The organism is Enterobacter sp. V89_11, from assembly GCF_029967775.1.
Taxonomy (GTDB): Bacteria; Pseudomonadota; Gammaproteobacteria; order Enterobacterales; family Enterobacteriaceae; genus Enterobacter; species Enterobacter ludwigii.
The window spans coordinates 213119-237505 of sequence record NZ_JASCAN010000005.1; the positions used below are offsets into that span (position 1 = coordinate 213119).

22 protein-coding genes are annotated in these 24387 nt (G+C 55.8%); 12 read left to right on the forward strand and 10 right to left on the reverse strand.

Going from position 1 to position 24387, the window contains the following annotated elements:
- The first annotated feature begins 45 nt into the window (after positions 1–45).
- Positions 46–561, forward strand: coding sequence for an inosine/xanthosine triphosphatase (gene yjjX, locus QLG09_RS05795; RefSeq protein ID WP_014168549.1), 516 nt, complete (start codon positions 46–48; stop codon positions 559–561).
- Here the strand turns inward: yjjX and trpR are convergent.
- Entirely contained in the window at positions 552–881 is a 330-nt protein-coding gene (gene trpR, locus QLG09_RS05800) for a trp operon repressor (RefSeq protein WP_020885267.1), read from the reverse strand. The genes yjjX and trpR overlap by 10 nt on opposite strands.
- A gap of 54 nt (positions 882–935) precedes the next feature.
- Positions 936–2873 (reverse strand): murein transglycosylase, encoded by a 1938-nt coding sequence (sltY, locus tag QLG09_RS05805; protein WP_282488768.1) that lies wholly within the window; start codon positions 2871–2873, stop codon positions 936–938.
- Positions 2874–3100: 227 nt separating this feature from the next.
- Here sltY and ettA point away from each other — a divergent pair, with 227 nt between their 5' ends.
- Positions 3101–4768, forward strand: coding sequence for an energy-dependent translational throttle protein EttA (gene ettA / locus QLG09_RS05810; protein WP_014168546.1), 1668 nt, complete (start codon positions 3101–3103; stop codon positions 4766–4768).
- A gap of 64 nt (positions 4769–4832) precedes the next feature.
- Here ettA and QLG09_RS05815 read toward each other — a convergent pair whose 3' ends face one another.
- The gene (locus tag QLG09_RS05815) at positions 4833–5732 is read right to left on the reverse strand and encodes a LysR family transcriptional regulator (protein ID WP_032681692.1); all 900 of its coding nucleotides are present in this window, start codon (positions 5730–5732) and stop codon (positions 4833–4835) included.
- A 108-nt stretch (positions 5733–5840) separates the two neighbouring features.
- On the opposite strand from QLG09_RS05815, the gene QLG09_RS05820 reads away from it, so the two are divergent.
- Positions 5841–6842 carry a zinc-binding alcohol dehydrogenase family protein gene (locus tag QLG09_RS05820; protein WP_108647500.1) on the forward strand — a complete coding sequence of 334 codons (1002 nt, stop codon included), beginning with the start codon at positions 5841–5843 and terminating at the stop codon, positions 6840–6842.
- Between the two features lie 59 nt (positions 6843–6901).
- Here the strand turns inward: QLG09_RS05820 and nadR are convergent, their stop codons facing one another.
- Genes nadR through serB form a run of 3 tightly spaced genes read right to left on the reverse strand, consistent with a single transcriptional unit; the run spans position 6902 to position 10535 of the window.
- Positions 6902–8134 (reverse strand): multifunctional transcriptional regulator/nicotinamide-nucleotide adenylyltransferase/ribosylnicotinamide kinase NadR, encoded by a 1233-nt coding sequence (gene nadR / locus QLG09_RS05825; RefSeq protein WP_014168543.1) that lies wholly within the window; start codon positions 8132–8134, stop codon positions 6902–6904.
- 35 nt (positions 8135–8169) lie between these two features.
- Positions 8170–9555, reverse strand: a complete 1386-nt coding sequence (radA, locus tag QLG09_RS05830; protein WP_014168542.1) for a DNA repair protein RadA — start codon at positions 9553–9555, stop codon at positions 8170–8172.
- A gap of 11 nt (positions 9556–9566) precedes the next feature.
- A complete protein-coding gene (gene serB, locus QLG09_RS05835; RefSeq protein ID WP_020885272.1) occupies positions 9567–10535 on the reverse strand; it encodes a phosphoserine phosphatase in 969 nt (322 codons plus the stop codon).
- 117 nt (positions 10536–10652) lie between these two features.
- Between serB and QLG09_RS05840 the strand changes: the two genes are divergently transcribed.
- From QLG09_RS05840 to QLG09_RS05880, 9 genes are all read left to right on the forward strand, one after another.
- Positions 10653–11297: a YtjB family periplasmic protein gene (locus tag QLG09_RS05840; protein ID WP_282488769.1), complete on the forward strand. Its 645-nt coding sequence runs from the start codon at positions 10653–10655 to the stop codon at positions 11295–11297.
- 39 nt (positions 11298–11336) lie between these two features.
- Positions 11337–12353 carry a lipoate--protein ligase LplA gene (lplA, locus tag QLG09_RS05845; RefSeq protein ID WP_282488770.1) on the forward strand — a complete coding sequence of 339 codons (1017 nt, stop codon included), beginning with the start codon at positions 11337–11339 and terminating at the stop codon, positions 12351–12353.
- 408 nt (positions 12354–12761) lie between these two features.
- On the forward strand, positions 12762–13454 hold the full coding sequence (locus QLG09_RS05850; protein ID WP_020885274.1) for a DUF1120 domain-containing protein: 693 nt from the start codon (positions 12762–12764) through the stop codon (positions 13452–13454).
- Positions 13455–13725: 271 nt separating this feature from the next.
- On the forward strand, positions 13726–14436 hold the full coding sequence (locus QLG09_RS05855; RefSeq protein ID WP_020885275.1) for a DUF1120 domain-containing protein: 711 nt from the start codon (positions 13726–13728) through the stop codon (positions 14434–14436).
- Positions 14437–14687: 251 nt separating this feature from the next.
- The gene (locus QLG09_RS05860; RefSeq protein WP_014168534.1) at positions 14688–15404 is read left to right on the forward strand and encodes a DUF1120 domain-containing protein; all 717 of its coding nucleotides are present in this window, start codon (positions 14688–14690) and stop codon (positions 15402–15404) included.
- 70 nt (positions 15405–15474) lie between these two features.
- Positions 15475–16179: a fimbria/pilus chaperone family protein gene (locus tag QLG09_RS05865; protein ID WP_282488771.1), complete on the forward strand. Its 705-nt coding sequence runs from the start codon at positions 15475–15477 to the stop codon at positions 16177–16179.
- A gap of 15 nt (positions 16180–16194) precedes the next feature.
- Entirely contained in the window at positions 16195–18609 is a 2415-nt protein-coding gene (locus tag QLG09_RS05870; RefSeq protein ID WP_282488772.1) for a fimbrial biogenesis usher protein, read from the forward strand.
- Positions 18606–19175, forward strand: coding sequence for a hypothetical protein (locus QLG09_RS05875; protein ID WP_282488773.1), 570 nt, complete (start codon positions 18606–18608; stop codon positions 19173–19175). The genes QLG09_RS05870 and QLG09_RS05875 overlap by 4 nt, the downstream gene beginning before the upstream one ends.
- Positions 19176–19292: 117 nt before the next feature.
- Entirely contained in the window at positions 19293–19997 is a 705-nt protein-coding gene (locus tag QLG09_RS05880) for a DUF1120 domain-containing protein (RefSeq protein ID WP_025205508.1), read from the forward strand.
- Between the two features lie 46 nt (positions 19998–20043).
- On the opposite strand, the gene deoD is transcribed toward QLG09_RS05880, so the two are convergent.
- From deoD to deoC, 4 genes are all read right to left on the reverse strand, one after another.
- A complete protein-coding gene (gene deoD, locus QLG09_RS05885) occupies positions 20044–20766 on the reverse strand; it encodes a purine-nucleoside phosphorylase (RefSeq protein ID WP_013095492.1) in 723 nt (240 codons plus the stop codon).
- Positions 20767–20870: 104 nt separating this feature from the next.
- Positions 20871–22094, reverse strand: coding sequence for a phosphopentomutase (deoB, locus tag QLG09_RS05890; protein WP_049023047.1), 1224 nt, complete (start codon positions 22092–22094; stop codon positions 20871–20873).
- Positions 22095–22147: 53 nt separating this feature from the next.
- Positions 22148–23470 carry a thymidine phosphorylase gene (gene deoA, locus QLG09_RS05895; RefSeq protein ID WP_020885281.1) on the reverse strand — a complete coding sequence of 441 codons (1323 nt, stop codon included), beginning with the start codon at positions 23468–23470 and terminating at the stop codon, positions 22148–22150.
- Positions 23471–23526: 56 nt separating this feature from the next.
- On the reverse strand, positions 23527–24306 hold the full coding sequence (gene deoC, locus QLG09_RS05900) for a deoxyribose-phosphate aldolase (protein ID WP_020885282.1): 780 nt from the start codon (positions 24304–24306) through the stop codon (positions 23527–23529).
- Positions 24307–24387 lie beyond the last annotated feature (81 nt).

Here is a 24387-nt window from a genome sequence, read left to right on the forward strand (position 1 = left end):
TTTTCCGTTATACTGCGATGAGTTTTTTTTGAATCGAGCTTAATTATGCACCATGTTGTCTCTGCTACCACCAATCCTGCCAAAATTCAGGCAATTCTAAGGGCATTCGAAGAGATTTTCGGCGAAGGATCCTGCCATATTGATGCCATCGGCGTCGAGAGCGGCGTGCCTGAACAGCCGTTTGGCAGCGAGGAAACGCGCGCTGGCGCACGAAATCGCGTGGCAAACGCCAGGGCTGCCGCACCGGATGCTGACTTCTGGGTGGCAATTGAAGCGGGTATCGACGAAGGCGCGACGTTCAGCTGGGTGGTCATCGAGAACCGTGAACAGCGTGGAGAAGCGCGTTCAGCAACCCTGCCGCTGCCAAAAATCATTCTGGAAAAAGTGTCCGCGGGTGAAGCGCTCGGGCCGGTGATGTCTCAGTACACCGGCATCGATGAAATTGGCCGCAAAGAAGGCGCGATTGGCGTCTTTACCGCTGGCGCGCTGACGCGTTCAGGCGTTTACCACCAGGCGGTTATTCTGGCCCTGAGTCCGTTCCATAACGCGATTTATCGCTGAGCGCCCAGCAGCACAGACTCCAGCCACTGACGCAGTTCCACCGGCGCGGATTTCAGGCTGTTCGATCCGCGGGTGATCGTCGCGATACCCGCGCCCAGCTCATTTTTAAGCTCACGCTGGCTCATCTCACCGCGCAACAGCTCTTCGATGATCCGCACGCGTGTGCCCAGAGCTTCACGCTCATCCGGCGTCAGCATCAGCTGCAATAAAGGCAAATGCAGATCCTGGTCGTAAGACTGGCGGAGCAACTCCACAAAACGAAGCCACTCCTGATGACGTTGTTCGGCCATTGCCGAGGAATACGGGGAATGCTGGGTCATGTTATGCCGCCTGTTGTACTCATTAACGAGTACAGCATAACACAACCCGCCCCATCAGTAACGTCTCTGCCACTCAGCATCGCTCATCAGGGTATCTTTTTGTCCCATGAAATAGCGATAGTAGGCGTCATAAGCCAATACGTTCTTCACATAGCCGCGGGTTTCCGAGAACGGAATACTTTCCACAAACGCGACGGCGTCAATGCGCCCGGCGCTGTTGCCAAGCCAGGTGCGCACGCGGCCCGGGCCTGCGTTATACGCCGCCGAGGAGAAGATGCGGTTATTGCCGAACTGCTGATAAACATACTGCAGGTAGCTGGTACCGATATTGATGTTGGTCTCCGGATCCAGCAGCTGTGACGGGCTGCTGTATCCCGGGATGTTAAACATCTTCACCGTGTGCGTCGCGGTTCCCGGCATCACCTGCATCAGGCCGCTGGCCCCGACCGGGGAACGGACTTTCGGGTTCCACGCACTCTCCTGGCGGGCAATGGCCATGGCGTAGCTTTGCGGAATGTCTTTACCGCTGGTGTAGCGCTCGAACAGGTCTTTATAGGCCAGTGGGAAACGCTCTTCGAGATGATCCCACAGCTTGCCAGCGATCGTTGCCTGCACGCTCAGATCCCACCAATGGTTATCAAAGGCATAGCGGGCAAGCTGTGCCTTCTCATCGGTCGTACGGCTGGTCACCAGATTCGCCCATTCGCTACGGGCGGTATTGTCCATGTTCCAGTACATCAGCTCGCGAACACGCGCCATTTCTGGTCCCTGAGTCAACGCCGGGTTGGCGTTAGCAGGGGCTTTATCAATGCGGAACGTGTACTCCTCACCCAGACGCTGCGCGGCCGCCATCGGATAGAACCCACGCTGCTGCATCAGCGCATGAAGGATCTCTTTGGCTTCATCGTCACGCCCGCGCTCCATCAGCAGATCCGCCTGCCAGTAACGCCATTCGTCTTTCTCTTTGGCATCCATTGGCAGACGCGCAAGCCAGGTATTCAGCCCCCGGCGATCGCCCGTCCCCAGCGCCATACGCACGCGGCGCTCCACCAGCGACGTGGAGTTCGAACGCATAATCGCATCGTCTCGCCAGCGCGCCTGCTCGTCGGTTACATCGGTGCTCATCAGTCGCCACGCCACAATGTCGCGCAGCTCCTGAGTTTGATCTTCATTGAGCTGCTGCGCCTGCACCAGCTGCGGGATCATCAGCCGCGCATTTTCCACGTCGTCACGCGCCACGCTGGCAAAAGCCACCGCGGCCATCTGGCGGGTAAAATCGGTCGCGCCGGTGCTGCGGGCAAAGATCAGCACGCTGTTCGGATCGTTCGCCAGGGCGATGACGGCGGTTGAGATCGTCTGATAATCAGACGGCATTTGTCCCGCAAGCGTGGTAACCAGCCGCGTGTTTCCGGCTTTCATCGCCAGGCGAATACGTTCAAGGTACGCCAGCGGATCCTGCTTACCTGACGCACGCCATGCGCCAAAGAGGGAATCACAGGCATTTGGCTGGCTTTTTCCGGTCAACCACAGATCTTTCGCGCCCGCCCAGGCCTCTTCCTGCTGTCCGGTAACCCACTTCGCATAGTAATAGTTACACTGGGCTTCGGTAGTGTTCGGTTTTTCCGGGCTAAACGCCAGCAGCCCACGCCAGTCTTCACGACGTGCCAGCTCGTTCACAAAACGAGACTGCAGCGTCCGCGCGGGTGGCAGCGTCGGGTTCGCCTGAATAAAGTTATTCACGGTGACCGTGGGTTGATTCATGAGATCGTCAGTGATCTGCCGATACTCCAGATACGGATAGAGAGGATACGCTTTTAAGGTCGGCATCAGTGCCTGCACGGTATCCATCTGCTTATTGTCCCACGCCTGTTTAATCTGGGCGTAGCGATTACGTTGTTCATCCAGTGAATCGGCATGCACCGCCTGGCTTGCCGCCATCACGCATACGCTGGCAGCCAGCAGACGCCAGACCACCTGTTTGGCTTTTCCCACAAGCTCTTCCTCATTGTTTTTTCGTCAATTGCAGCGTCTTGCCACGTCAAAGTCTAATTAACTTATGCTAACCAGGCATCCTGCAACGCGCCACGTCGCGGACACTTTTTTACCTTTCTTGCGCGTTTTAACACTCCCGACGTTCCTGGCTGGGATTAGGACGGGAAAAAGGCTACACTTCGAGGCTGATATTCTTTCTCATCACGATAAAAGAGGCGAAGTCCAACGTGGCTCAATTCGTTTATACCATGCATCGTGTCGGCAAAGTTGTCCCGCCGAAACGTCATATTCTTAAAAATATCTCGCTGAGCTTCTTCCCGGGCGCAAAAATCGGTGTTCTGGGTCTCAACGGTGCCGGTAAGTCCACCCTGCTGCGCATCATGGCCGGCATCGATACAGACATCGAAGGTGAAGCCCGTCCGCAGCCTGGCATCAAAATTGGCTACCTGCCGCAGGAGCCTCAGCTCAACCCGGAACACACCGTTCGTGAATCCGTTGAAGAGGCGGTTTCTGACGTCGTTAACGCACTGAAAGGTCTGGATGAAGTGTATGCCAAATACGCTGAACCGGATGCGGACTTCGATAAACTGGCCGCTCAGCAAGGCAAGTTTGAAGAGATTATCCAGGCGCATGACGGCCACAACCTGAACGTGCAGCTCGAGCGCGCCGCTGACGCCCTGCGTCTGCCAGACTGGGATGCGAAAATCGCGAACCTCTCCGGGGGTGAACGCCGCCGCGTGGCGCTGTGCCGTCTGCTGCTGGAAAAGCCAGACATGCTGCTGCTCGACGAACCGACCAACCACCTGGATGCGGAATCCGTGGCATGGCTGGAGCGTTTCCTGCACGATTTCGAAGGCACCGTTGTGGCGATCACCCACGACCGTTACTTCCTCGACAACGTTGCAGGCTGGATCCTGGAGCTTGACCGTGGTGAAGGCATTCCATGGGAAGGCAACTACTCCTCCTGGCTGGAGCAGAAAGACCAGCGTCTGGCGCAGGAAGCCTCTCAGGAAGCCGCGCGTCGTAAGTCTATCGAGAAAGAGCTGGAGTGGGTTCGTCAGGGCGCTAAAGGCCGTCAGTCTAAGGGCAAAGCCCGTCTGGCACGCTTTGAAGAGCTGAACAACACCGAATACCAGAAACGTAACGAGACCAACGAACTGTTTATTCCGCCTGGCGCACGTCTGGGGGATAAAGTGGTTGAAGTCACCAATCTGCGTAAGTCTTATGGCGATCGCCTGCTGATTGACGACCTGACCTTCTCCGTACCGAAAGGTGCCATCGTGGGGATCATCGGTCCGAACGGCGCGGGTAAATCCACCCTGTTCCGCATGATGTCCGGTCAGGAACAGCCAGACAGTGGTTCAATCACTCTGGGTGAAACCGTGAAACTGGCTTCCGTTGACCAGTTCCGTGACGCCATGGATAACAGCAAAACCGTGTGGGAAGAAGTCTCCGGCGGCCTGGATATCATGCGTATCGGTAACACTGAAATGCCAAGCCGCGCTTACGTTGGCCGCTTTAACTTCAAAGGCACCGACCAGGGTAAACGCGTGGGCGAGCTCTCCGGTGGTGAACGTGGTCGTCTGCACCTGGCCAAACTGCTGCAGGTTGGCGGTAACGTGCTGCTGCTCGATGAACCGACCAACGACCTGGACATTGAAACCCTGCGCGCACTGGAAAACGCCCTGCTGGAGTTCCCGGGCTGTGCAATGGTTATCTCGCACGACCGTTGGTTCCTTGACCGTATCGCAACCCACATCCTGGACTACCAGGACGAAGGGAAAGTGGAGTTCTTCGAAGGTAACTTCACCGAATACGAAGAGTACAAGAAACGTACGCTGGGCGCGGATGCGCTGGAGCCGAAACGTATTAAGTACAAACGTATCGCGAAATAAATGTAAAACGGCAACGTCAGTTGCCGTTTTTTTTTGTTCCTACATCCTGTGAGTGACGCACCGTTCACCCACCCACGTAAAACCGCTTCACCTCATCACACTGCATCGCAAAGTCGATATAACGCATCAGCGCCGGCGAGTTCAGCTTGCGGCTCGGGTAAGCCAGCCACAGATCGTTCCCCTCGACGTTCCACTCCGGCAGCACCTTCACCAGCGCGCCCTTTTCAACCTTATCCTCAAGTAAAAAAGCGGGAAGCAGCGTGATCCCGGCGCCGGCGATGGCACATTCGCGCGCATACACCAGATTATCCGTCAGATGGGCGTTATCCGGCAGATAACGGTAATCCTCACTTTCGCTTTGCAGCAGCCACTCAGACCACGCCTTGTGGGTAATACAGCGGTGATCCACCAGCTGCCGGGGATGCGTCAGCGGCTCCCGGCGCGCCAGGTAAGCCGGTGAGGCCAGCATATAACGCGGGCAATGACCAATCATACGGCCAATCAGGGAGGAGTCCTGCGGCTTACCGGTACGCAGCGCCACGTCAAAACCTGACTCGACCAGGTCGAGCACGTCGTCAGAAATGGACACGTCAAGCGAAACATCCGGATAGCGGAGCTGGAACTCCGCATTCAAATGCGCCAGCAGCGTCGCGCCGATCCCGGCCGGGCAGGTGATGCGCAGCCGACCGCTGGGGTTTTCACGCAGCCGCTGAATGGCGTACTCGGCCCGTTCACTTGCCGCCAGCATCTCGCGGCAGTGAACCAGATAGTGCTCGCCGGCGAACGTCAGGTTCAGCCTGCGCGTAGTACGATTGAGCAAGCGGATCCCCACCTGCTGCTCAAGCTGGCTGATTCGCTGACTGACGCTGGATTTCGGCAGCTCAGCTTTCTGTGCCGCCGCGGTAAAACTGCCCAGCTCTGCCACCAGCGCAAACAGCGCCATATCCTGAAGTTGTTTAAACATGATTGTTCATCCTGTACGAACACTTCGTTCTTAATTGTCCATCTTATCACGCGGCTGAGCACTTAATAGACTAGTCTCAACAACACGCTTTCCCTAAAGGAGCTCACCATGTCAGTTAAAGCCATTGCCGTTAATCCAGACAGTCCTGCTGATTTCATTGAAATTACCCAACCGATGCCGCAGCCCGGCGAGCACGATCTGCTGGTTGAGGTAAAAGCCGTTTCCATCAACCCGGTCGATACCAAAGTTCACGCGGGCATCGTCAGAAGCGGCCTGACAGAACCACGCGTTCTCGGCTGGGACGCCAGCGGCATTGTGAAAGCCGTGGGTGCAGGCGTTAGCGGTTTTAAACCGGGGGATGAAGTGTGGTACGCGGGCGATATTACCCGCCCGGGCAGCAATACCACCCATCAGTTGATCGATGCGCGCATTGTCGGGCATAAGCCGGTAAGCCTCGGCTGGGCTGCCGCAGCCGCCTTGCCGTTAACCGCCCTCACCGCCTGGGAAGGATTGTTTGAACGGCTGAATATCCAGGATGCCGGCCAGGACAAAACGCTGCTCATTATTGGCGGCGCGGGCGGCGTAGGATCGCTGGCGATCCCGTTTGCGAAGCATCGCAGCAACGTGAAGATCGTCGCGACCGCCTCGCGGGAAGATTCTGCTCAGTGGTGTCGCGATCGCGGTGCCGATCACGTGGTGAATTACCGGGACCTGAAAGGTGAACTGGCTAAACAGGGCCTGACGTTTGTGGATTACATTTTCATTCTCAATGATACCGACGGCCACTGGGATGCCGTCAGTGAACTGATCGCACCGCAGGGGCATATCTGCTCCATCGTTGAGAACGCACATCCGCTGAACCAGGATAAGCTGAAATCCAAATCCGCCGCGCTGCACTGGGAGTTTATGTACACCCGCAGCATGTACCAGACCGCCGACATGGCGCGTCAGGGCGAGATCTTAAACGAGGTTGCGAAGCTGGTGGATAACGGCGTGGTGGAAAGCTCACTGAGCGAAACGCTGCACGGGCTGAGCGTCGAAAGCATCACCGAAGCGCACCGAAAAGTGCTGGACGGGCATATGCGTGGCAAAGTGGTGGTTGAGTATTGAGGGGGGGGGTTCCCCCTCACACCGGCCCTCTCCCTCAGGAGAGGGTTAGGATGAGGGAATTACCCCTGCTCCCCCATCATCTCTTTCACCAGCTCTACGCAGCGCAGGAAACGGCTGTCGTAATCTGACTCCTCCACATGCACAAACTCCACGTTATTTTCGTGCAGCATGTCGATGAGCATGCTCTGGAACTCTTTTCTGTCGACGGAACTGCCGAGGCTGCGGATCCCGTCGGCAACCCACGGGGTATTGTTTTCGAGCAAAATCACCAGGTCAAAGCGGTATTCGTCTATCAGCGCCTGCACAAACGGATGCTCGCGTCCCTCGTATTTTTTGCAGAACGCCTGGGTGGTGACGAAATCGGTATCAATGAAGGCCACTTTATTGGCGTATTTCACCGCGAAATCAATGTACTGCGCATGACCGAGCGCGATTTTATCGTAGTCGGAGTACTGCAACGCCATCTCGTCACCGCCCAGATGTGAGAAGACGTAATCACGCCCGTACTCCCACGCACTGGTGGTGTTAAAGATGTTGGCCAGCTTGTTGACCAGCGTCGATTTCCCGCTCGACTCGCCGCCCAGAATCGCAACAGTGCGCACAAAGAACGGTTTTACCTCGGTTGGGATGTAATCCCAGTAGCGGAACGGGTTTTCGCGGATCAGCGCCCCGCTGATGTTCATAAAGGTACGCTTTGGATCGATCAGCACGGTTTCAATGCCCAGATGCTCGCGGAACTGCGGCGCATCGGACTCTTCAGAGGTGTAGATCCAGTTCGGGGTGATCCCTTTTTCGTCCATGAACGCTTTGACGCCATTGCTCCACACATCCCAGCCGTGCGGATACGGCTCCATGCCCTCTTCATTAAAAGCATGAATACGAATGTTTTTCTGGTACTTAAAGGTCTGCAGCAGCCAGCGCAGGCGATCCGGCACGGTTGGCTGCTGCGACATGGCGCTGTCCTCGAACAGCTGACGGTCGCGGGTTTCATCGTAACCCATGATGATATGCAGCTCGTCCACCTGGCTACAGGCACGCTGGATAAGATAGATGTGCCCGGTATGCAGCGGGTAAAACTTGCCAAATACCACGCCGACGTTCTTTTGCATACGCGGGAATTCAAGCCCCAGAAAGCGGTGCAACGCTTCCAGCTTTTGTGCGCTGGGGCTTTTGATTTTGGCGTTCAGCAGTTGGCTCAGGTAGCCTTTGGTCATGCCGCTGGCATCCGCCACCTGCTGCAGCGTGCAGCCTTTCTGGCGGATTGCGGTCTTGATGTAGTCAAATGATGACATAAATTACGGTGCCTCCTGCAAAATCGAATACGTAATTATAAGTCGTCAAAGACATTTAACGCATCTGCGAGTTTCTTCACGCCAAAGACCTGCATCCCTTCCGGGATTTTTTTCGGCACGTTGGCGGCGGGCACAATGGCGCGGCGAAAGCCGTGCTTCGCCGCCTCGGAGATGCGCTCCTGGCCGCTTGGCACCGGGCGTATCTCCCCGGCCAGACCCACTTCACCAAACACCACCAGGTCCTGCGGCAGCGGTCTGTCACGCAGGCTGGAGACCATTGCCAGCAGCAGCGCCAGATCCGCACTGGTCTCAGTGACTTTGACCCCGCCGACCACGTTGACGAACACGTCCTGATCCGCCATCTGCAGGCCGCCGTGGCGGTGCAGTACGGCCAACAGGATCGCCAGGCGGTTTTGTTCCAGGCCAACGGCCACACGCCGTGGGTTACCCATCATTGAGTGATCCACCAGCGCCTGAATTTCCACGAGCAGCGGACGCGTCCCTTCCCAGAGCACCATCACCGAGCTACCGGAGGTCACTTCATCGCCCCGGCTGAGGAAGATGGCAGACGGGTTGCTGACTTCACGCAGCCCCTGCTCGGTCATGGCAAACACGCCCAACTCGTTCACCGCACCAAAACGGTTTTTGTGGCTGCGCAACGTACGGAAACGGGAATCGGCATCGCCGTCGAGCATGACGGAGCAGTCGATACAGTGCTCCAGCACTTTCGGCCCTGCCAGCGAGCCATCTTTCGTGACGTGGCCGACCATCACAATCGCCACACCGCGCGTTTTGGCAAAGCGCGTGAGATAGGCGGCGGTTTCACGCACCTGCGCCACGCTCCCCGGTGAAGACTGGATATCCGCCATGTGCATCACCTGAATGGAGTCGATAACCATCAGCTTCGGCTGCTCTTCTTCGGCAATCATGCAGATTTGCTCAATGCTGGTTTCCGAAAGCATGTTGAGGTTGCCGGTTGGCAGGCCAAGACGGTGCGCACGCATCGCCACCTGCTGCAGGGACTCTTCACCGGTGACGTACAGGGTTTTCATCTGTTCGGCGAGCTTGCAGAGCGTTTGCAACAGCAGTGTTGATTTACCCGCTCCCGGGTTACCGCCGATCAGGATCGCACTGCCCGGCACCACTCCCCCGCCGAGCACACGGTCAAACTCTTTGAAGCCGGTCGAGAAACGCGGCAGCTCTTCGAGGCTAATATCCGAGAGCTTTTGCACTTTCGCGACACCGGCGTTGCCGGCATAACCGCTCAGGCGTTCATTGCGGGCCACGCTCGGCGAAGCCGCCACACCACGCACTTCGGTGATGGTGTTCCAGGCATGACAGGCGCTACATTGCCCCTGCCAGCGCGGATAATCCGCACCACATTCATTACAGACAAATGCGCGTTTTGGAGCTTTCGCCACGGTTTACCTCGTTATTTCTGATTCACGCTGCCGGAGAGAATGCAGAACACCCCCATCAGGTCAGCATGACGGATGGTGACTTCCGTCTTTTCATTCACTTTAGGCTTGGCATGGTAGGCAATGCCAAGGCCTGCCGCTTTGATCATCGGCAGGTCGTTCGCGCCATCACCGATGGCAACGGTCTGGACGACAGGAATTTCATATTTTTCCGCCAGACGGGTCAGGGTATTGGCTTTGTACTGGGCATCCACGATATCGCCGATCACCTGGCCGGTCAGCTTGCCGTCCATGATTTCCAGCTCATTCGCCACCACGGTGGTCAGGCGCAACGTGTCGCGAAGGTAGTCGGCGAAGAAGGTGAACCCGCCCGAGGCGATAGCCACTTTCCAGCCCAGCGTTTCTAACTTCAGCACCAGCTGCGTCAGCCCCGGCATTAACGGCAGCTCATCACGCACCTGGCGCAGGATGTTCGCGTCCGCCCCTTTCAGGGTCGCTACGCGCTGTCTCAGACTGGCGGTGAAATCCAGCTCGCCGCGCATCGCGCGTTCGGTCACATCGGCCACCAGCTCGCCGCTGCCGGCAAGCCTGGCGATCTCGTCGATACACTCGATCTGGATGGCGGTGGAATCCATGTCCATCACCAGCAGACCCGGCGTTTTCAGGTGTGGAATTTTGCCGAGAGGCGCCACGTCCAGGCCGGCATCATGCGCCAGGCGGGTCGCGCGCTGCGTCAGGGAACCTGCCAGGCGGATGACCTGATAATCCTCTACGCACCAGGCCGCCACGATGACCATCGCTGCACCCAGTTTGGTTTGATATTGGGTCAGGCGTTGTTTGTCCAGGCCGCGTCCGTACAGCAGCCAGCCGCTACGGCCAGCGTGGTAATCCAGAGGCATCACCTCATCACCACTTAAAGAGAGCGGCAATCCTGGCCATAAAGAGACATCCGTAGGCAGGTCGCACCAGGTAATGTTCGGCATTGAAGCTCCTGTGAATTCGTTCGCGCCGGAAGGTTCCAGAGGGAAAATAACGCATGAGGCTACCTTGTAACCATCACTTCTGGCAACATTAAGCCGTAAATTTTCAGCAGGTGGAATATGGCTCGCGCAAAACTGAAATTCCGACTTCATCGTGCCGTGATTGTCCTGATATGTCTCGCACTCTTGGTCGCGCTGATGCAAGGGGCATCGTGGTTCAGCCAGAATCACCAGCGGCAACGTAACCCGCAGTTTGAGGAACTGGCGCGTACTCTGGTGCGTCAGGTCACGCTCAACATCGCCCCGGCGATGCGCACCGAAACGCCGGACGAGAAGCGCATAGGTCAGATATTACGCCAGTTAACCGAAAACAGCCGCATTCTTGATGCCGGTGTCTATGACGAACAGGGCGACTTGATCGCCCGTGCCGGTGAGCACGTTGACGTCCGTGACAGGCTGGCGCTGGACGGCAAAAAAGCCGGCGGCTATTTCAATCAGCAGATCGTCGAACCCGTGCAGGGGAAAAATGGTCCGCTCGGGTATTTGCGCCTGACGCTCGACACCCACACCCTGCCCACCGAAGCAAAACAGGTGGACAACACCACCAATATTTTGCGCCTGATGCTGCTGCTCTCGCTGGCCATCGGTGTGGTGCTGGCACGCACGCTGCTGCAGGGTAAACGCACCCGCTGGCAGCAATCGCCTTTCCTCCTGACCGCCAGTAAATCGGTGCCCGAAGAGGACGAGGGCGATAAGAAAGAATAGTGATAAAGTAGGCTTACGATTCGGAAAAGGAACTTTGCCATGACGACGTTACGCCTGCTTATCTCTGACTCTCACGATCCCTGGTTCAATCTCGCGGTAGAAGAGTGCATCTTCCGTCAGATGCCAGCCACTCAACGGGTGTTATTTTTATGGCGCAACGCCGATACGGTGGTGATTGGCCGTGCGCAGAATCCCTGGAAAGAGTGTAATACCCGGCGTATGGAAGAGGATAACGTCCGCCTGGCGCGACGCAGCAGCGGCGGCGGCGCGGTATTTCACGACCTCGGCAATACCTGCTTTACCTTTATGGCGGGCAAACCTGAATACGATAAAACCATTTCCACCGCGATTGTGCTTAACGCCCTGACATCGCTGGGCGTGACTGCCGAAGCGTCAGGCCGCAACGATCTGGTCGTCAAAACCCCCGACGGGGATCGCAAAGTCTCCGGCTCCGCCTACCGTGAAACCCTGGACCGGGGATTCCATCACGGTACATTGTTGCTGAATGCCGACCTCAGCCGTCTTGCGAATTACCTTAATCCCGATAAGAAAAAGCTGCAGGCCAAAGGTATCACCTCCGTGCGAGGCCGCGTCGCCAACCTGACCGAATTACTGCCGGGCATCACCCATGAACAGATCTGCGATGCCATCCGCGAAGCGTTTTTCGCTCACTACGGCGAGCGGGTCGAAGCCGAAGTGATCTCCCCGGATAACACACCTGACCTGCCAAACTTTGCGGAAACCTTTGCCCGTCAGAGCAGCTGGGAGTGGAACTTTGGTCAGGCGCCGGCCTTCTCGCACCTGCTGGACGAGCGCTTCACCTGGGGCGGCGTGGAGCTTCATTTTGACGTGGAAAAAGGCCACATTACCCGGGCGCAGGTCTTTACGGACAGCCTGAACCCTGCGCCGCTGGAGGCGCTGGCCAGCCGCTTACAGGGCTGCCTGTATCGGGCCGACACGGTGCAGCTGACATGTGAGGCATTACGTGGCGAGTTCCCCAATCAGGCAATCGAGCTGGGCGAGCTTTCAGCCTGGCTTTCGCAGGCCGTACGCTAAACCATGTTGCCCGGCGTGCTTCGCCGGGCGAGTGATGTAACCTGTTTACGCGATAACGTCTTATTCTTATTTTTTAAGCAGGCTTCAGGGATCCAGCCAGCCCCATCTCATTAAAAAATATTATATTATCGTCGGGAAGGGCATTGAATGCTTCCCGGCCTTACGAAAACCGCTAATAACTTTCAATAATAAATTGAACAATAAAAGCGGAAATATGCCCGTAAAAAGCGTGAAAATATTCACACCATCTATGCTTTTATATTTTCATTACTGCCCGTTTAGAAATTCTAAATACACCATTTAGAGCAGCCACAATATACTACCGCCCGTGGTTACACCCATATATAAAACCTATTGATTACATTACTAGTCGACAGCTCTATAATTTCTCTTCGTTAAGGAACAACAATGAAAAAAATTCTTCTTGTCGCGGCCATCGCTGCGGCAACGTCCATGACCGCAGCCCATGCGGCTAACACCGCCGTCATGAAAGTGCAAGGCAAACTGACCAACGCGTCATGTACTCCTACAATGAGCAACGGCGGTGCAGTAGATTATGGCAAAATATCAATGGGCTCACTGAGCGCGACTGAGGATAACCAGCTCGGCCAGCGTGATATCACCATGACAATTACCTGTAATTCTGCGACCAAAGTCGGCTGGACAATGTACGACAACCGCAAAGACAGTCTGGCTGACGGCCATTATATTGAAGTCGATGATTCTGCCGTTGATGGCAGCTCGACATTCAGCCCTCAGTACACAAGCGGTTTAGGTTTTACCAAAGAAGGCCAGAAGATTGGCGGATGGGCAGTGTATACCAACCTGCCATATGTCACGGTAGACGGCGCACCTGCTGATGCGATTACCGCGGGAGGCACTAATCTGACTAAATGGAATAAAAATACGACGGGTCGTCTTGTTCTGGATGACTACGAAACCATGTCCGTCGCCAAACCGGGTGAACTCGTGCCGATGGCCTTTACCGAAGCCGTATTCCCAATGAAAGTCTCCATGGCAATCAGGAATACCAACAGACTGAGCATTACCGAAGATACCGAACTGGATGGTCAGGCGACCATTACGCTAAAATACCTCTAATTAAATTATCGCTCAGGCGATAACGTATCTCTGACGGCGAATTTAATTCGCCGTTTTTTATTCCTTTATTCATACTGCATCCATCATATTATTCGCAAGATGTAAATACATACATGATTGTATTTACAGCCCTTAATTAAACTCACAACCGAGTGTAGAATTTCTCATTTCACAAATAACTCTGACCATTAATAGAATTCCCGCGCTTGTGAATCAATACGTTAATTACACGCACACAAGAAAATGTCCACTTTTTGGTTAAGGAATAACAGTGAAAAAACTTCTTCTCGCCACTCTGATTGCCGTGGCATCTCACGCTGCGCTCGCCGACTCTACCGTTGTGATGAAGGTGAAAGGCAAAATGAATAATGCGTCCTGTACGCCTGAATTAAGCAATGGCGGTTCAATCGATTTTGGCACCATCGCCCTGGATCAACTTTCTCCTACCCAGACGAATCAGATGGGTCAAAAGGACATGTCGTTAACCATTACCTGCCCTTCAGCGACCAAAGTGGCCTGGAGCATCGCGGACAATAAAGAAGATACCAATGCGGCAAATGACCTGACGTCCAGCCAGTTCTACATCCGCGATGCGGCGGATAACGGGGGTGATGCCTGGGGCGCTGGCACCACCTATGGCGTTGGCACCACGGCGGCGGGCGAAAAGATTGGGGCGTATGCCATCGCAACACGCGTGAATGAAGTTACCGCCAATGGTCTTCCGGCTCAGGCCATTTATGCCCCGGCGTACGTCAACAGCAATGGCGAATACATGTGGCGTAACCTGAGTACCGGTATTATTGCCAACGGTAACGCAGAAATTATGACGGCGACCACCCCAGGCAAATCTTCTCCGCTGGCGATTACCAACGTCGTCTTCCCGTTTAAAGTCTCGATGGCCATTGTGAATACCGATCGCCTGACCACGACCGATGAAGCTCAGCTGAGCGGCGAAACCACCATTACGCTGGTTTATCTCTGATACGTTAAGGTCATGTTTTCTTTTCTCCGGCGGGATATTCCGCCGTTTTAAAGCAGAATATAAATCCATTCATATCTGATTGTAATGACTTAATAAAATCTCAATGTGCTCGTTAGAAAATCTAATTATTGCATTCTGTGAATCATTAATAGAATCAGCGGCGCTTGTTATTTAACACGTGTATTCATGCAAGCACTTTGCAGACTAAAAATATCTTTTTTAGTCACTCTCTTTCAGGTTAAGGAATAACAATGAAAAAGCTTCTTCTTGCCACCGTGCTATCCATGGCGGCAACAGCCGTTTGCGCAGAACCGACCGCCATGCTCAAAGTACAGGGCTCACTGACCAGCGCAGGCTGCGTGCCGGAAATCAGCAACGGGGGTCTGGCCAACTTCGGTGAAATCGGTCTGGACTCCCTCTCCTCCAGCGTGCCATATCAGGCAGGTCATAAAGATGTCACCCTGACCATCAAGTGCCAGTCCGCCACACGCGTGGGCTGGACGCTTCACGACGATCGCGCGGACTCCAACGCCGGTGCCAGCCTGCCAGCCAACCAGTTCCACGTGGATAACGCTACCGCAAACGGTGGCCAGGCATCTGGCTCCAGCCAACTGAACGGCGTAGGTAAAACCAGCGCCGGCGAGAACATCGGTGCGTATGCCATTTCTACCTACCTGACCTCCGTTACCGCAGACGGTGCGGCGGTACAGCCTATCGCGGCTACCCTGTATACCGGCGGCACGATCAGCAGCAGAAGCTGGATGAACATGTGGACCAGCGGCATCCTCTCCAACGATGGCACCGACGTCATGACCGTTTCCAAAAGCGGCCAGCGTGCACCTTTAGCCTTCATGAGCGCGGCATTCCCGCTGAAGATTGCGCTGGCCGTAGCCCCAAGCGACAAGCTGACCCTGACCGACAAAACCGAGCTTGAAGGCCAGTCAACGATCACCCTGGTTTACCTCTAATCCAGCCCCCTGACGCAAAACTCTCCAGTTATATGGGGAGTTTTTTCCTGACCAGCGAATGAAACCCACTATGTCTACGATCCACACATCAACACGTTTGATCTGCTCACTGTGCCTCGCCCTTCCGGCTTCGCTTTTTGCCGCCGGAATGGTGCCTGAAACCACCCTGCTGCTGATTGACGAAGCGAACCACGGCGGCGTCATGAGCGTGAAAAACACCGACAGCATTCCCACCCTGCTTTACACCTCCATCCGGGATATCGGGGGCGACCAGGGGGTAAAACTCAACGTCACCCAACCGGTGGTGCGCCTCGAGCCAGGCCAGGAGCAACAGGTTCGCTTTATTCTTGAAACCGACAAACCGCTTAGCGTTGAACAGTACAAACGCGTGGTGTTCGAAGGTATTCCGCCCAAGAGCACGGATAAAAACGTGAAGGTCGGGATCAACCTGCGTCAGGATTTACCGGTCCTGATCCATCCCAAAGATCTGCCGGTGGTCACCGACGCCTGGAAATTACTGACCTGGTCAGTCACCGGGAAAGAGGTCAAGGTGCAGAATCCGTCCGCCTACGTGGTCCGTTTCTCCACCTCTGTCACCTTACTGCCTTCGCATACGGAAGGTCTGGTCAACAAGACGTTTATCCTGCCGGGAGAGACCATGACGGTGCAGACCGACCCCCCGGTTAACGGCACCGATAACGCCATTGAGTTCAATCCGGCCAGCCGCTACGGGATTGAAGTTGAGAGCTTTACCGCTTCCCTGACGCGCCAGTAAGACAGGGATGTTTTGGTGATTGAGTTCTCTTTGCGTAATCAGACGCTTCGCGCCGCCATACTGGGGGCTTTGACATTGCCCGCCCAGTCGGTATCGGCGGCCGGTATGGATTTTAATACCGATATTCTGGCGACCCGCGGTATCAGCACCAACCTCGCCCACTACTTCTCCCAGGCCCAGCGATACCTGCCGGGGCCGCATGCCGTGCAGGTAAAAATTAACGGCGTCGATAAAGGCACGCTTGCGATCCGCGTGGGAGAGGAAGGGCAACTGTGTCTGGATGATGACTTTACCCGTGCGGCAGGTCTTCTCCCGCTGAATATCGATGCAAAAGAGCCCTGCCATAATCTTCTGCAAGATTACCCGACGGCCACCGTCACGCTGCTACCCAACGCGGAGTCGCTTGAGATTTATGTTCCCGCAGAGGCGATGGACAATGGTTTCTATGCCGCGAAATACTACGCGCACGGCGGTGCGGCGGGTCTTATCAATTACAGTGCGTTCAGCAACTACAACGAGTACGGCAGCGGCGGCAACAGTACCTTTTCCCAGGGCAATATTGGCGCCGGTCTCAACGTGGCGAACTGGACACTGCGCAGCAACTTTATCCTGACCGACGATAACGGAACCCGCAGCACAGAGAATCTCTATACCTACGCGGAACACGTCTTCGAAGAACGGAAGCTTCGCATTCAGGCGGGGCAGATTAACGTCAACTCGGCGCTGTTCAGTGGCGCACAAATTAATGGCGTTCAGTTCCTGCCGGAAACGGGCCTGCAACCGAATATTCCGGCGACGACTATTTCCGGCATCGCCCGCACCAACCAGGCGCGCGTTGACGTTCGTCAGTCCGGGCAGGTTATCTACTCTTCGCTGGTGAATGCCGGTCCGTTTACTCTGACCGATGTCCCGGTGGTGCGTGGCAACGTGGATTTGGACATCAGCGTGGTCGAAACCGACGGTTCCACCACGACGTTTACGGTTCCTTCCTCCTCACTGAACGTGAGCGGGATGACGCGCACCGAAGGGCTCAGCGTCTCGTTGGGTAAAGTTCGCGATACCGGGGATGAACAGGGGTCGCCCTGGGTATTTAATTTTTCTGACGGAACCCGGTTTACGCCCCAGCTCACCGGCGTCACGGCGGGCGTGCTGGCAGAGCAGTATCAGGCCCTCGGGGCGATGCTGGAATGGTCGCCAGCCGAGTACTGGCTCCTTTCTCCCAGCGTTCAGATGAGCCGCGCGCAGTTCTACGGTCAACAAAATGGCCGCAAGATAGAATTGCAAAGTCACCTTTCCCTGCCCGAGCAGCTCACGCTTGGGGTCAGCGCATCAACCTACAGCACCGGCTACCGGGAGTTAAACGAGGCGATGGACGCTGAATCCCAACGCTATCAAAGCGCCTGGAATACCAGCCTCAACTGGAACAATGCATGGGTTGGCTCGCTTTCATTCCAGTACAGCGAGAATGCCGGCGATGAAGAGAGCAGTAGCTCCCGCTACCTGATGGTCTCCTGGGGCAAGAGTCTGGGGCACACGTCGCTCTCAGTGAACTGGCAGCACGCCCTCAGCAGCAGTGAGACGGAGAAGGGCGGCACAAGTGATGGCGACCTGCTCTATCTTAATCTGGTCATTCCGTTTGGCACTGAGCGCATCAGTACCTATATGCGCAGCCAGGGTGAAAAACAAAACCTCGGTATTCAGGACAGCGGATCGTGGGGTCAAAACACCAATTACAACCTCTCGGTCGATCGCGACAATCAGGACAAGACCCAGTCGTTTAACGGCAATGTCAGCACCAACCTGCACTACACACAGCTGGGCATGGCCGCAGGGCTGAACGACGGGAATCAGCATAATTACAGCACCTCCCTCAGCGGCGGCATCGCCCTGCATGGTCATGGCATTACGTTTGCACCCTACCCGATTAAAGACACCTTTGGCATTGCGCGATTAAGCGAACCGGAAAGCGGTATTCAAATCACCACGCCCGATGGAACCGTCTGGACCGATGCGTGGGGACAAGCCGTGGTGCCGGGTCTGCGCGAGTGGCAAACCTCTCAGATTGTCATTGATGCCAGCTCCCTGCCACAGGGAATGGATTTATCGAACGGGATACAGACCGTTTCCGCAGCTTACGGCTCATTCGCGCAGGTGGATTTCCACGTGCTGAACACGCGTCGTCTAATGCTGAGCGTGAAACGCCCTGACGGGTCATGGCTCGCCAGAGGGCTTAGCGTGGTGGATAAAGACAGCCGTTATATCGTGAGCGTAATGGATAACGGCAGCGTGTTTATTCCCGACGCCACGGATGCGCCCGCCCTGTATGTGGTGGACGACAACATGGCAAAAATTTGCCACATCACGTATTCGCTCAGCGAAGACAAAAATACCGAGACCTATTACGAAAAAGCAGAAGGAATGTGCCAGTGAAAACCTGTTATTCCCTTTTATTCGCGGCGTTTGCCAGCATGATTTTGCTCTTCTCCGCACGCGCGTCCAGTGAAGAGTGTCAGGTTACGTTTTCGCAGCCTGTTGTCTCGTTTGGACAACTCAAACCGTCGGATATCGCCGCCTCGCAGAAGAACTGGAACCGAATGCCGGCCAAAGAAATTACGGCCAACGTCTTCTGCCCGGAGCCGAGAGTGATGGCGCTGTTTCTGCAGTCCACTGCCGGCGTCAACGGGGGGGTTCTCTTTGGTCAGGACGGGCGACTGGCCATTCTTGCCGACAATATGGTAGTTGACGGGCATGCCTGCACGCTGGCGAAAACGACGGACCGTATCGGTTTTACGCCCTCCTCAAGCCCGACGCAACGCGCGTTTATCAAAAATAATGAAGGTCTCGTTGCCCGGCAAAATGCCGTGCCGGTGCGGGGTAAACACATGAGCTTCACCCTTAAGATTATTCCCGTCATTAATAACAGCCAGCTTCGTCATGTTGCTGACAATACCCTTCTTGAGAGCAATATGGCCTGGGAATTATTAACACAGGAATAACCCCATTCACGCGTCAGGCACCTGCCTGCGTGAAGCGTAGAAAAGCACTACCGTTACAAATACTGACGGGTTAATACCCCGCAATGTCATGCTTTTTATTTATGTTAAGGATTAACAATGAAAAAATGTTTACTCGTTGTCGCGCTGGCCCTGGCGGCCACATCCGCACACGCGGGCGATACCGCCGTGCTGAAAGTCAAAGCCTCGCTTGCCGGTGCCTCGTGTGTACCGGAGCTGAGCAATAATGGCGTGATCGATTTTGGCAGGATTCATATTGGCGATTTGTCGCAAACCCAGGCTACGCAGCTGGGCGAAAAAGGGGTGATGCTGACGATCAACTGCCCAACGCCAACAAAGGTGGGCTGGAGCATTGCGGATAACCGTACCGATTCCAACGCCAGCACGGGCAGCAGCAGTAACCTGAAGGTGAAAAACGCCAATGCTAACGGCGGTGAACTTCGCGGTGCGATGAGCACCTTTGGGCTGGGCAAAACGCACGATGGTAAAAACATCGGCGCGTACTCCATTTACACCACGCCAGGCGATGTGACGGCGAACGGCAATAACGCTGAGCCTATCCGTACGGCCGTGACCGCGGGAGCGGGCGTGAGCCGCTGGCAGAAAGCCAACGGTGGTACCATCGCCAATAAAGATTTGGGTCTGATGAGCGTTGCACCGGCGGGCAAAAACGACCCGATGGCGGTCACCAGCGTCTCTTTCCCGCTGAACGTGTCGCTGGCGGTCGAGAATCTGAAGAATCTGTCTTTAACAGAAGATACGGAGTTTGACGGTCAGGCGACCATCAGCGTGGTGTATTTGTAACCGGGAAGAGCATGCCGGGCAGCGAACGCCGCCCGGCAGTACAACATTACTCTTTGTCGCCCAGCAGAACGGATTCCAGCGCGATTTTGATCATGTCGTTGAAGGTGGTCTGACGCTCAGCAGCGGTCGTCTGCTCGTGCGTACGGATATGGTCAGACACGGTGCAGATGGTCAGTGCTTTCGCGCCAAACTCAGCCGCGACACCGTAGATCCCAGCCGCTTCCATTTCCACACCCAGGATGCCGTACTTTTCCATCACGTCGAACATCTCGCCGCCGTCTGGTGCATAGAACAGGTCAGCAGAGAACAGGTTACCCACGCGTGCGTCTACGCCCAGCGCTTTTGCGGCGTCAACCGCGTTACGCACCATGCCGAAGTCAGCGATGGCGGCAAAGTCATGGTCTTTGAAACGCATACGGTTAACTTTAGAGTCCGTGCACGCGCCCATGCCGATAACCACATCACGCAGCTTAACGTCCATACGTACTGCACCGCAGGAGCCTACGCGAATGATTTTCTTCACGCCAAAATCGGTGATCAGCTCTTTAGTGTAGATAGAGCAGGATGGGATACCCATACCGTGACCCATCACGGAGATTTTGCGGCCTTTGTACGTACCGGTGAAGCCCAGCATGCCGCGAACGTTGTTCACTTCACGCACGTCTTCGAGGAAAGTTTCTGCAATGTGCTTCGCGCGCAGCGGGTCGCCCGGCATCAATACGACGTCAGCGAAATCACCCATTTCGGCATTAATGTGAGGAGTTGCCATCTTCAGTTCCTTTTATCGTGTTTTTGCCGGGTGGCGGCGGCGCCTGCCCGGCCTGCATGGTGTTCTCCCTCTCCCGAAGGGAGAGGGGATACGCCCGGATGTGTTTAGAACATGGCCTTGCCATATTCCATGTCGGACGTACCAAAGTATTTCGCAATAGTCTGACCGATATCGGCGAAGGTTTCACGGTGGCCCAGTGAGCCAGGTTTCACTTTCGGGCCGTACACCAGCACAGGAATGTGCTCGCGTGTGTGGTCGGTACCGGTCCAGGTTGGGTCGCAGCCGTGGTCGGCGGTCAGGATCAGAATGTCATCTTCACCCACCAGCTCCATCAGCTCCGGCAGACGGCGGTCAAACAGTTCCAGTCCCGCGGCATAACCGGCCACGTCACGACGGTGGCCCCAGGAGGAGTCGAAGTCCACGAAGTTGGTGAAGACGATAGTCTTGTCACCCGCTTCTTTCATCTCTTTGATGGTGGCGTCAAACAGCGAATCCAGACCGGTGGCTTTCACTTTTTTGGTGATACCGCAGTTGGCATAGATGTCTGCAATTTTCCCCACGGACACCACGTGGCCGTCTTTCTCGTCAACCAGCTTCTGCAGTACGGTCGGTGCCGGTGGCTCAACGGCCAGGTCATGACGGTTACCGGTGCGCTGGAAGTTACCCGCTTTATCACCGATAAACGGACGTGCAATCACGCGACCGATGTTATAGCCGCCTTCGGTCAGCTCTTCACGTGCGATTTCGCACAGCTCGTAAAGCTTATCCAGGCCAAAGGTCTCTTCGTGGCAGGCAATCTGGAACACGGAGTCGGCAGAGGTGTAGAAAATCGGCTTGCCGGTTTTCATGTGCTCTTCACCGAGTTCGTCCAGAATCACGGTACCGGAAGAGTGGCAGTTACCGAGGTAGCCCGGCAGATTGGCACGCTTAACCAGCTTGTCCAGCAGCTCCTGCGGGAAGCTGTTCTCGTGATCGGAGAAGTAGCCCCAGTCGAAGAGAACCGGCACGCCAGCGATTTCCCAGTGGCCAGACGGGGTATCTTTACCGGAAGAGAGCTCGTGCGCCCAGGCGTACGCGCCTACCACTTCCGCATTGCCGTCCATACCGGCTGCAATTTTACCGGTAGAACCTTCATGGGCTTTCACCAGACCCAGACGGGTCAGGTTTGGCAGAGTCAGAGGGCCTTTACGACCGTTGTCCGCTTCGCCTTTCGCACAGGCTTCAGCGATGTGACCCATGGTATCGGAACCCACGTCACCAAAACGTTCTGCATCTTCGGTTGCGCCGATGCCGAATGAGTCCAGCACCATAATAAATGCACGTTTCATAATTGTTCTCCGTACGTAGTGCTTCAAAAATTATCGATCAGATCAGTATACCGCTATTCGGTGATACGGCGATAGACAGTCGGTGTGCTTTGCGGTGCTTTATCATCAAGCGTAATGGCCGCTTTCACCGCCTTCGCCGCTTCCTGCCAGCTGGCTTCATCTTTCGCGTGGATCACGGCCAGCGGACGTTGACCATCAACGCTGTCACCCAGACGCGCCATATCGGTAAAGCCGACGCTGTAATCAATGGTGTCCGAGGCCTGACGACGACCGCCGCCCATCGACACGACCGCCATGCCGAGCGCGCGCGTATCCATCGCCGAGACAAAGCCTTCGGTATCGGCGTAGACCGCTTTGCTGAGCGTCGCCGTTGGCAGGTATTTCGCGTAGTGTTCCACGAAGTCGGTCGGGCCTTTCTGCGCCGCTACCATGCGGCCGAAGATCTCTGCCGCTTTGCCGTTATCCAGCACCGCCTGAAGTTTGGCGCGTGCATCGGCATCATCGCTGGCGAGCTTGCCGGAGATCAGCATCTCCACGCACAGGGCCATGGTGACATCGAGCAGACGCGGGTTCCGGTATTCACCGGTGAGGAACTGCACGGCTTCACGCACTTCCACGGCGTTGCCTGCGCTGGACGCCAGCACCTGGTTCATGTCCGTCAGCAGGGCGGTAGTACGCACGCCCGCTCCGTTGGAGACGCCCACAATGGCTTCTGCCAGCGCCGCGGAAAGTTCATAGGTCGGCATAAAGGCGCCGCTGCCCACTTTCACATCCATGACCAGCGCATCCAGGCCTTCCGCCAGTTTCTTGGCGAGGATAGAGGCGGTAATCAGGGGAATAGAGTCAACGGTCGCGGTGATATCGCGGGTCGCGTAGAAGCGCTTGTCGGCAGGAGCAAGAGAGCTGGTCTGGCCGATAATCGCCACACCAACGTCTTTAATAATGTCGCGGAAGCGATTGTCATCCGGGAAGATATCGAAGCCCGGGATGGCTTCCAGTTTGTCGAGCGTACCGCCGGTATGTCCCAGGCCACGCCCGGAGATCATGGGGATATAACCACCACAGGCCGCCACCATTGGGCCCAGCATCAATGACGTCACGTCACCTACACCGCCGGTTGAGTGTTTATCCACAATCGGGCCGTTGAGGTTCAGGCTTTTCCAGTCCAGAACGGTTCCTGAATCTCGCATCGCCATGGTCAGCGATACACGCTCAGGCATCGACATATCGTGGAAGAAAATGGTCATCGCCAGAGCAGCAATCTGCCCTTCAGAGATGGTGTTATCACGAATGCCATTGATAAAGAAGCGGATCTCTTCGTCGCTTAATGCATGACCATCACGTTTTTTACGAATAATTTCTTGTGCGAGAAACACGGTACCCCCCGAGAAAACAGGTTAAATGCGGCGGATGGCCCGCCGCAGGATAAAAATCAGTAGCTGCTTGCGCTCTTACCGTCGCCGTGACCCAGCGCTTTCAGCAGGCTCGCCAGCAGGCTGGATGCACCAAAGCGATAGTGACGGGAATCCGCCCACGCCGGGCCGAACAGTTCGTCGGCAATCGCCAGGAACTGCTGCGCATCTTCAGCCGTGCGCACGCCGCCCGCAGGTTTGAAGCCTACGGTTTTTTCCACGCCCATATCACGGATCACTTCCATCATGATGCGCGCGCTTTCCGGCGTTGCGTTCACCGGCACTTTACCGGTAGAGGTTTTGATGAAATCCGCACCCGCGTTGATGGAGATTTCAGACGCTTTACGGATCAGCGCTTCTTCTTTCAGCTCACCGGTTTCGATGATCACTTTCAGCAGCACGTTTGCCGCAGCACAAGCGTCTTTACACGCTTTCACCAGGTCAAAACCAACCTGCTCGTTACCGGCGATCAGCGCACGGTACGGGAATACCACGTCCACTTCGTCAGCACCGTACGCGATGGCCGCGCGGGTTTCAGCCAGCGCAATCTCGATGTCGTCATTGCCGTGCGGGAAGTTAGTCACGGTTGCAATGCGTACATCCGGCGTGCCCTGCTCTTTCAGCGTCTTACGGGCAATGGGGATAAAGCGCGGGTAGATACAGACGGCTGCAGTGTTCCCGACGGGCGTTTTCGCCTGATGGCACAGGGCGATGACTTTCTCATTGGTGTCGTCATCATTCAGGGTGGTCAGGTCCATCAGTTTCAACGCGCGCAGGCTGCTTGCAGTTAAATCGGTCATAACATTCTCCAACGGCATCGCCGTATAAATTTCACCTTGCGGTCTGTGACTATTCTAACATCCAGCCGCACTTACACTTCG

Coding starts and splice junctions, on each gene's coding strand:
- yjjX (WP_014168549.1), top strand. CDS start 46: ATGCACCATGTTGTCTCTGCTACCACCAATCCTGCCAAAATTCAGGCA.
- trpR (WP_020885267.1), bottom strand. CDS start 881: ATGACCCAGCATTCCCCGTATTCCTCGGCAATGGCCGAACAACGTCAT.
- QLG09_RS05815 (WP_032681692.1), bottom strand. CDS start 5,732: ATGTTTAAACAACTTCAGGATATGGCGCTGTTTGCGCTGGTGGCAGAG.
- QLG09_RS05820 (WP_108647500.1), top strand. CDS start 5,841: ATGTCAGTTAAAGCCATTGCCGTTAATCCAGACAGTCCTGCTGATTTC.
- nadR (WP_014168543.1), bottom strand. CDS start 8,134: ATGTCATCATTTGACTACATCAAGACCGCAATCCGCCAGAAAGGCTGC.
- serB (WP_020885272.1), bottom strand. CDS start 10,535: ATGCCGAACATTACCTGGTGCGACCTGCCTACGGATGTCTCTTTATGG.
- QLG09_RS05840 (WP_282488769.1), top strand. CDS start 10,653: ATGGCTCGCGCAAAACTGAAATTCCGACTTCATCGTGCCGTGATTGTC.
- lplA (WP_282488770.1), top strand. CDS start 11,337: ATGACGACGTTACGCCTGCTTATCTCTGACTCTCACGATCCCTGGTTC.
- QLG09_RS05850 (WP_020885274.1), top strand. CDS start 12,762: ATGAAAAAAATTCTTCTTGTCGCGGCCATCGCTGCGGCAACGTCCATG.
- QLG09_RS05860 (WP_014168534.1), top strand. CDS start 14,688: ATGAAAAAGCTTCTTCTTGCCACCGTGCTATCCATGGCGGCAACAGCC.
- QLG09_RS05865 (WP_282488771.1), top strand. CDS start 15,475: ATGTCTACGATCCACACATCAACACGTTTGATCTGCTCACTGTGCCTC.
- QLG09_RS05880 (WP_025205508.1), top strand. CDS start 19,293: ATGAAAAAATGTTTACTCGTTGTCGCGCTGGCCCTGGCGGCCACATCC.
- deoD (WP_013095492.1), bottom strand. CDS start 20,766: ATGGCAACTCCTCACATTAATGCCGAAATGGGTGATTTCGCTGACGTC.
- deoB (WP_049023047.1), bottom strand. CDS start 22,094: ATGAAACGTGCATTTATTATGGTGCTGGACTCATTCGGCATCGGCGCA.
- deoC (WP_020885282.1), bottom strand. CDS start 24,306: ATGACCGATTTAACTGCAAGCAGCCTGCGCGCGTTGAAACTGATGGAC.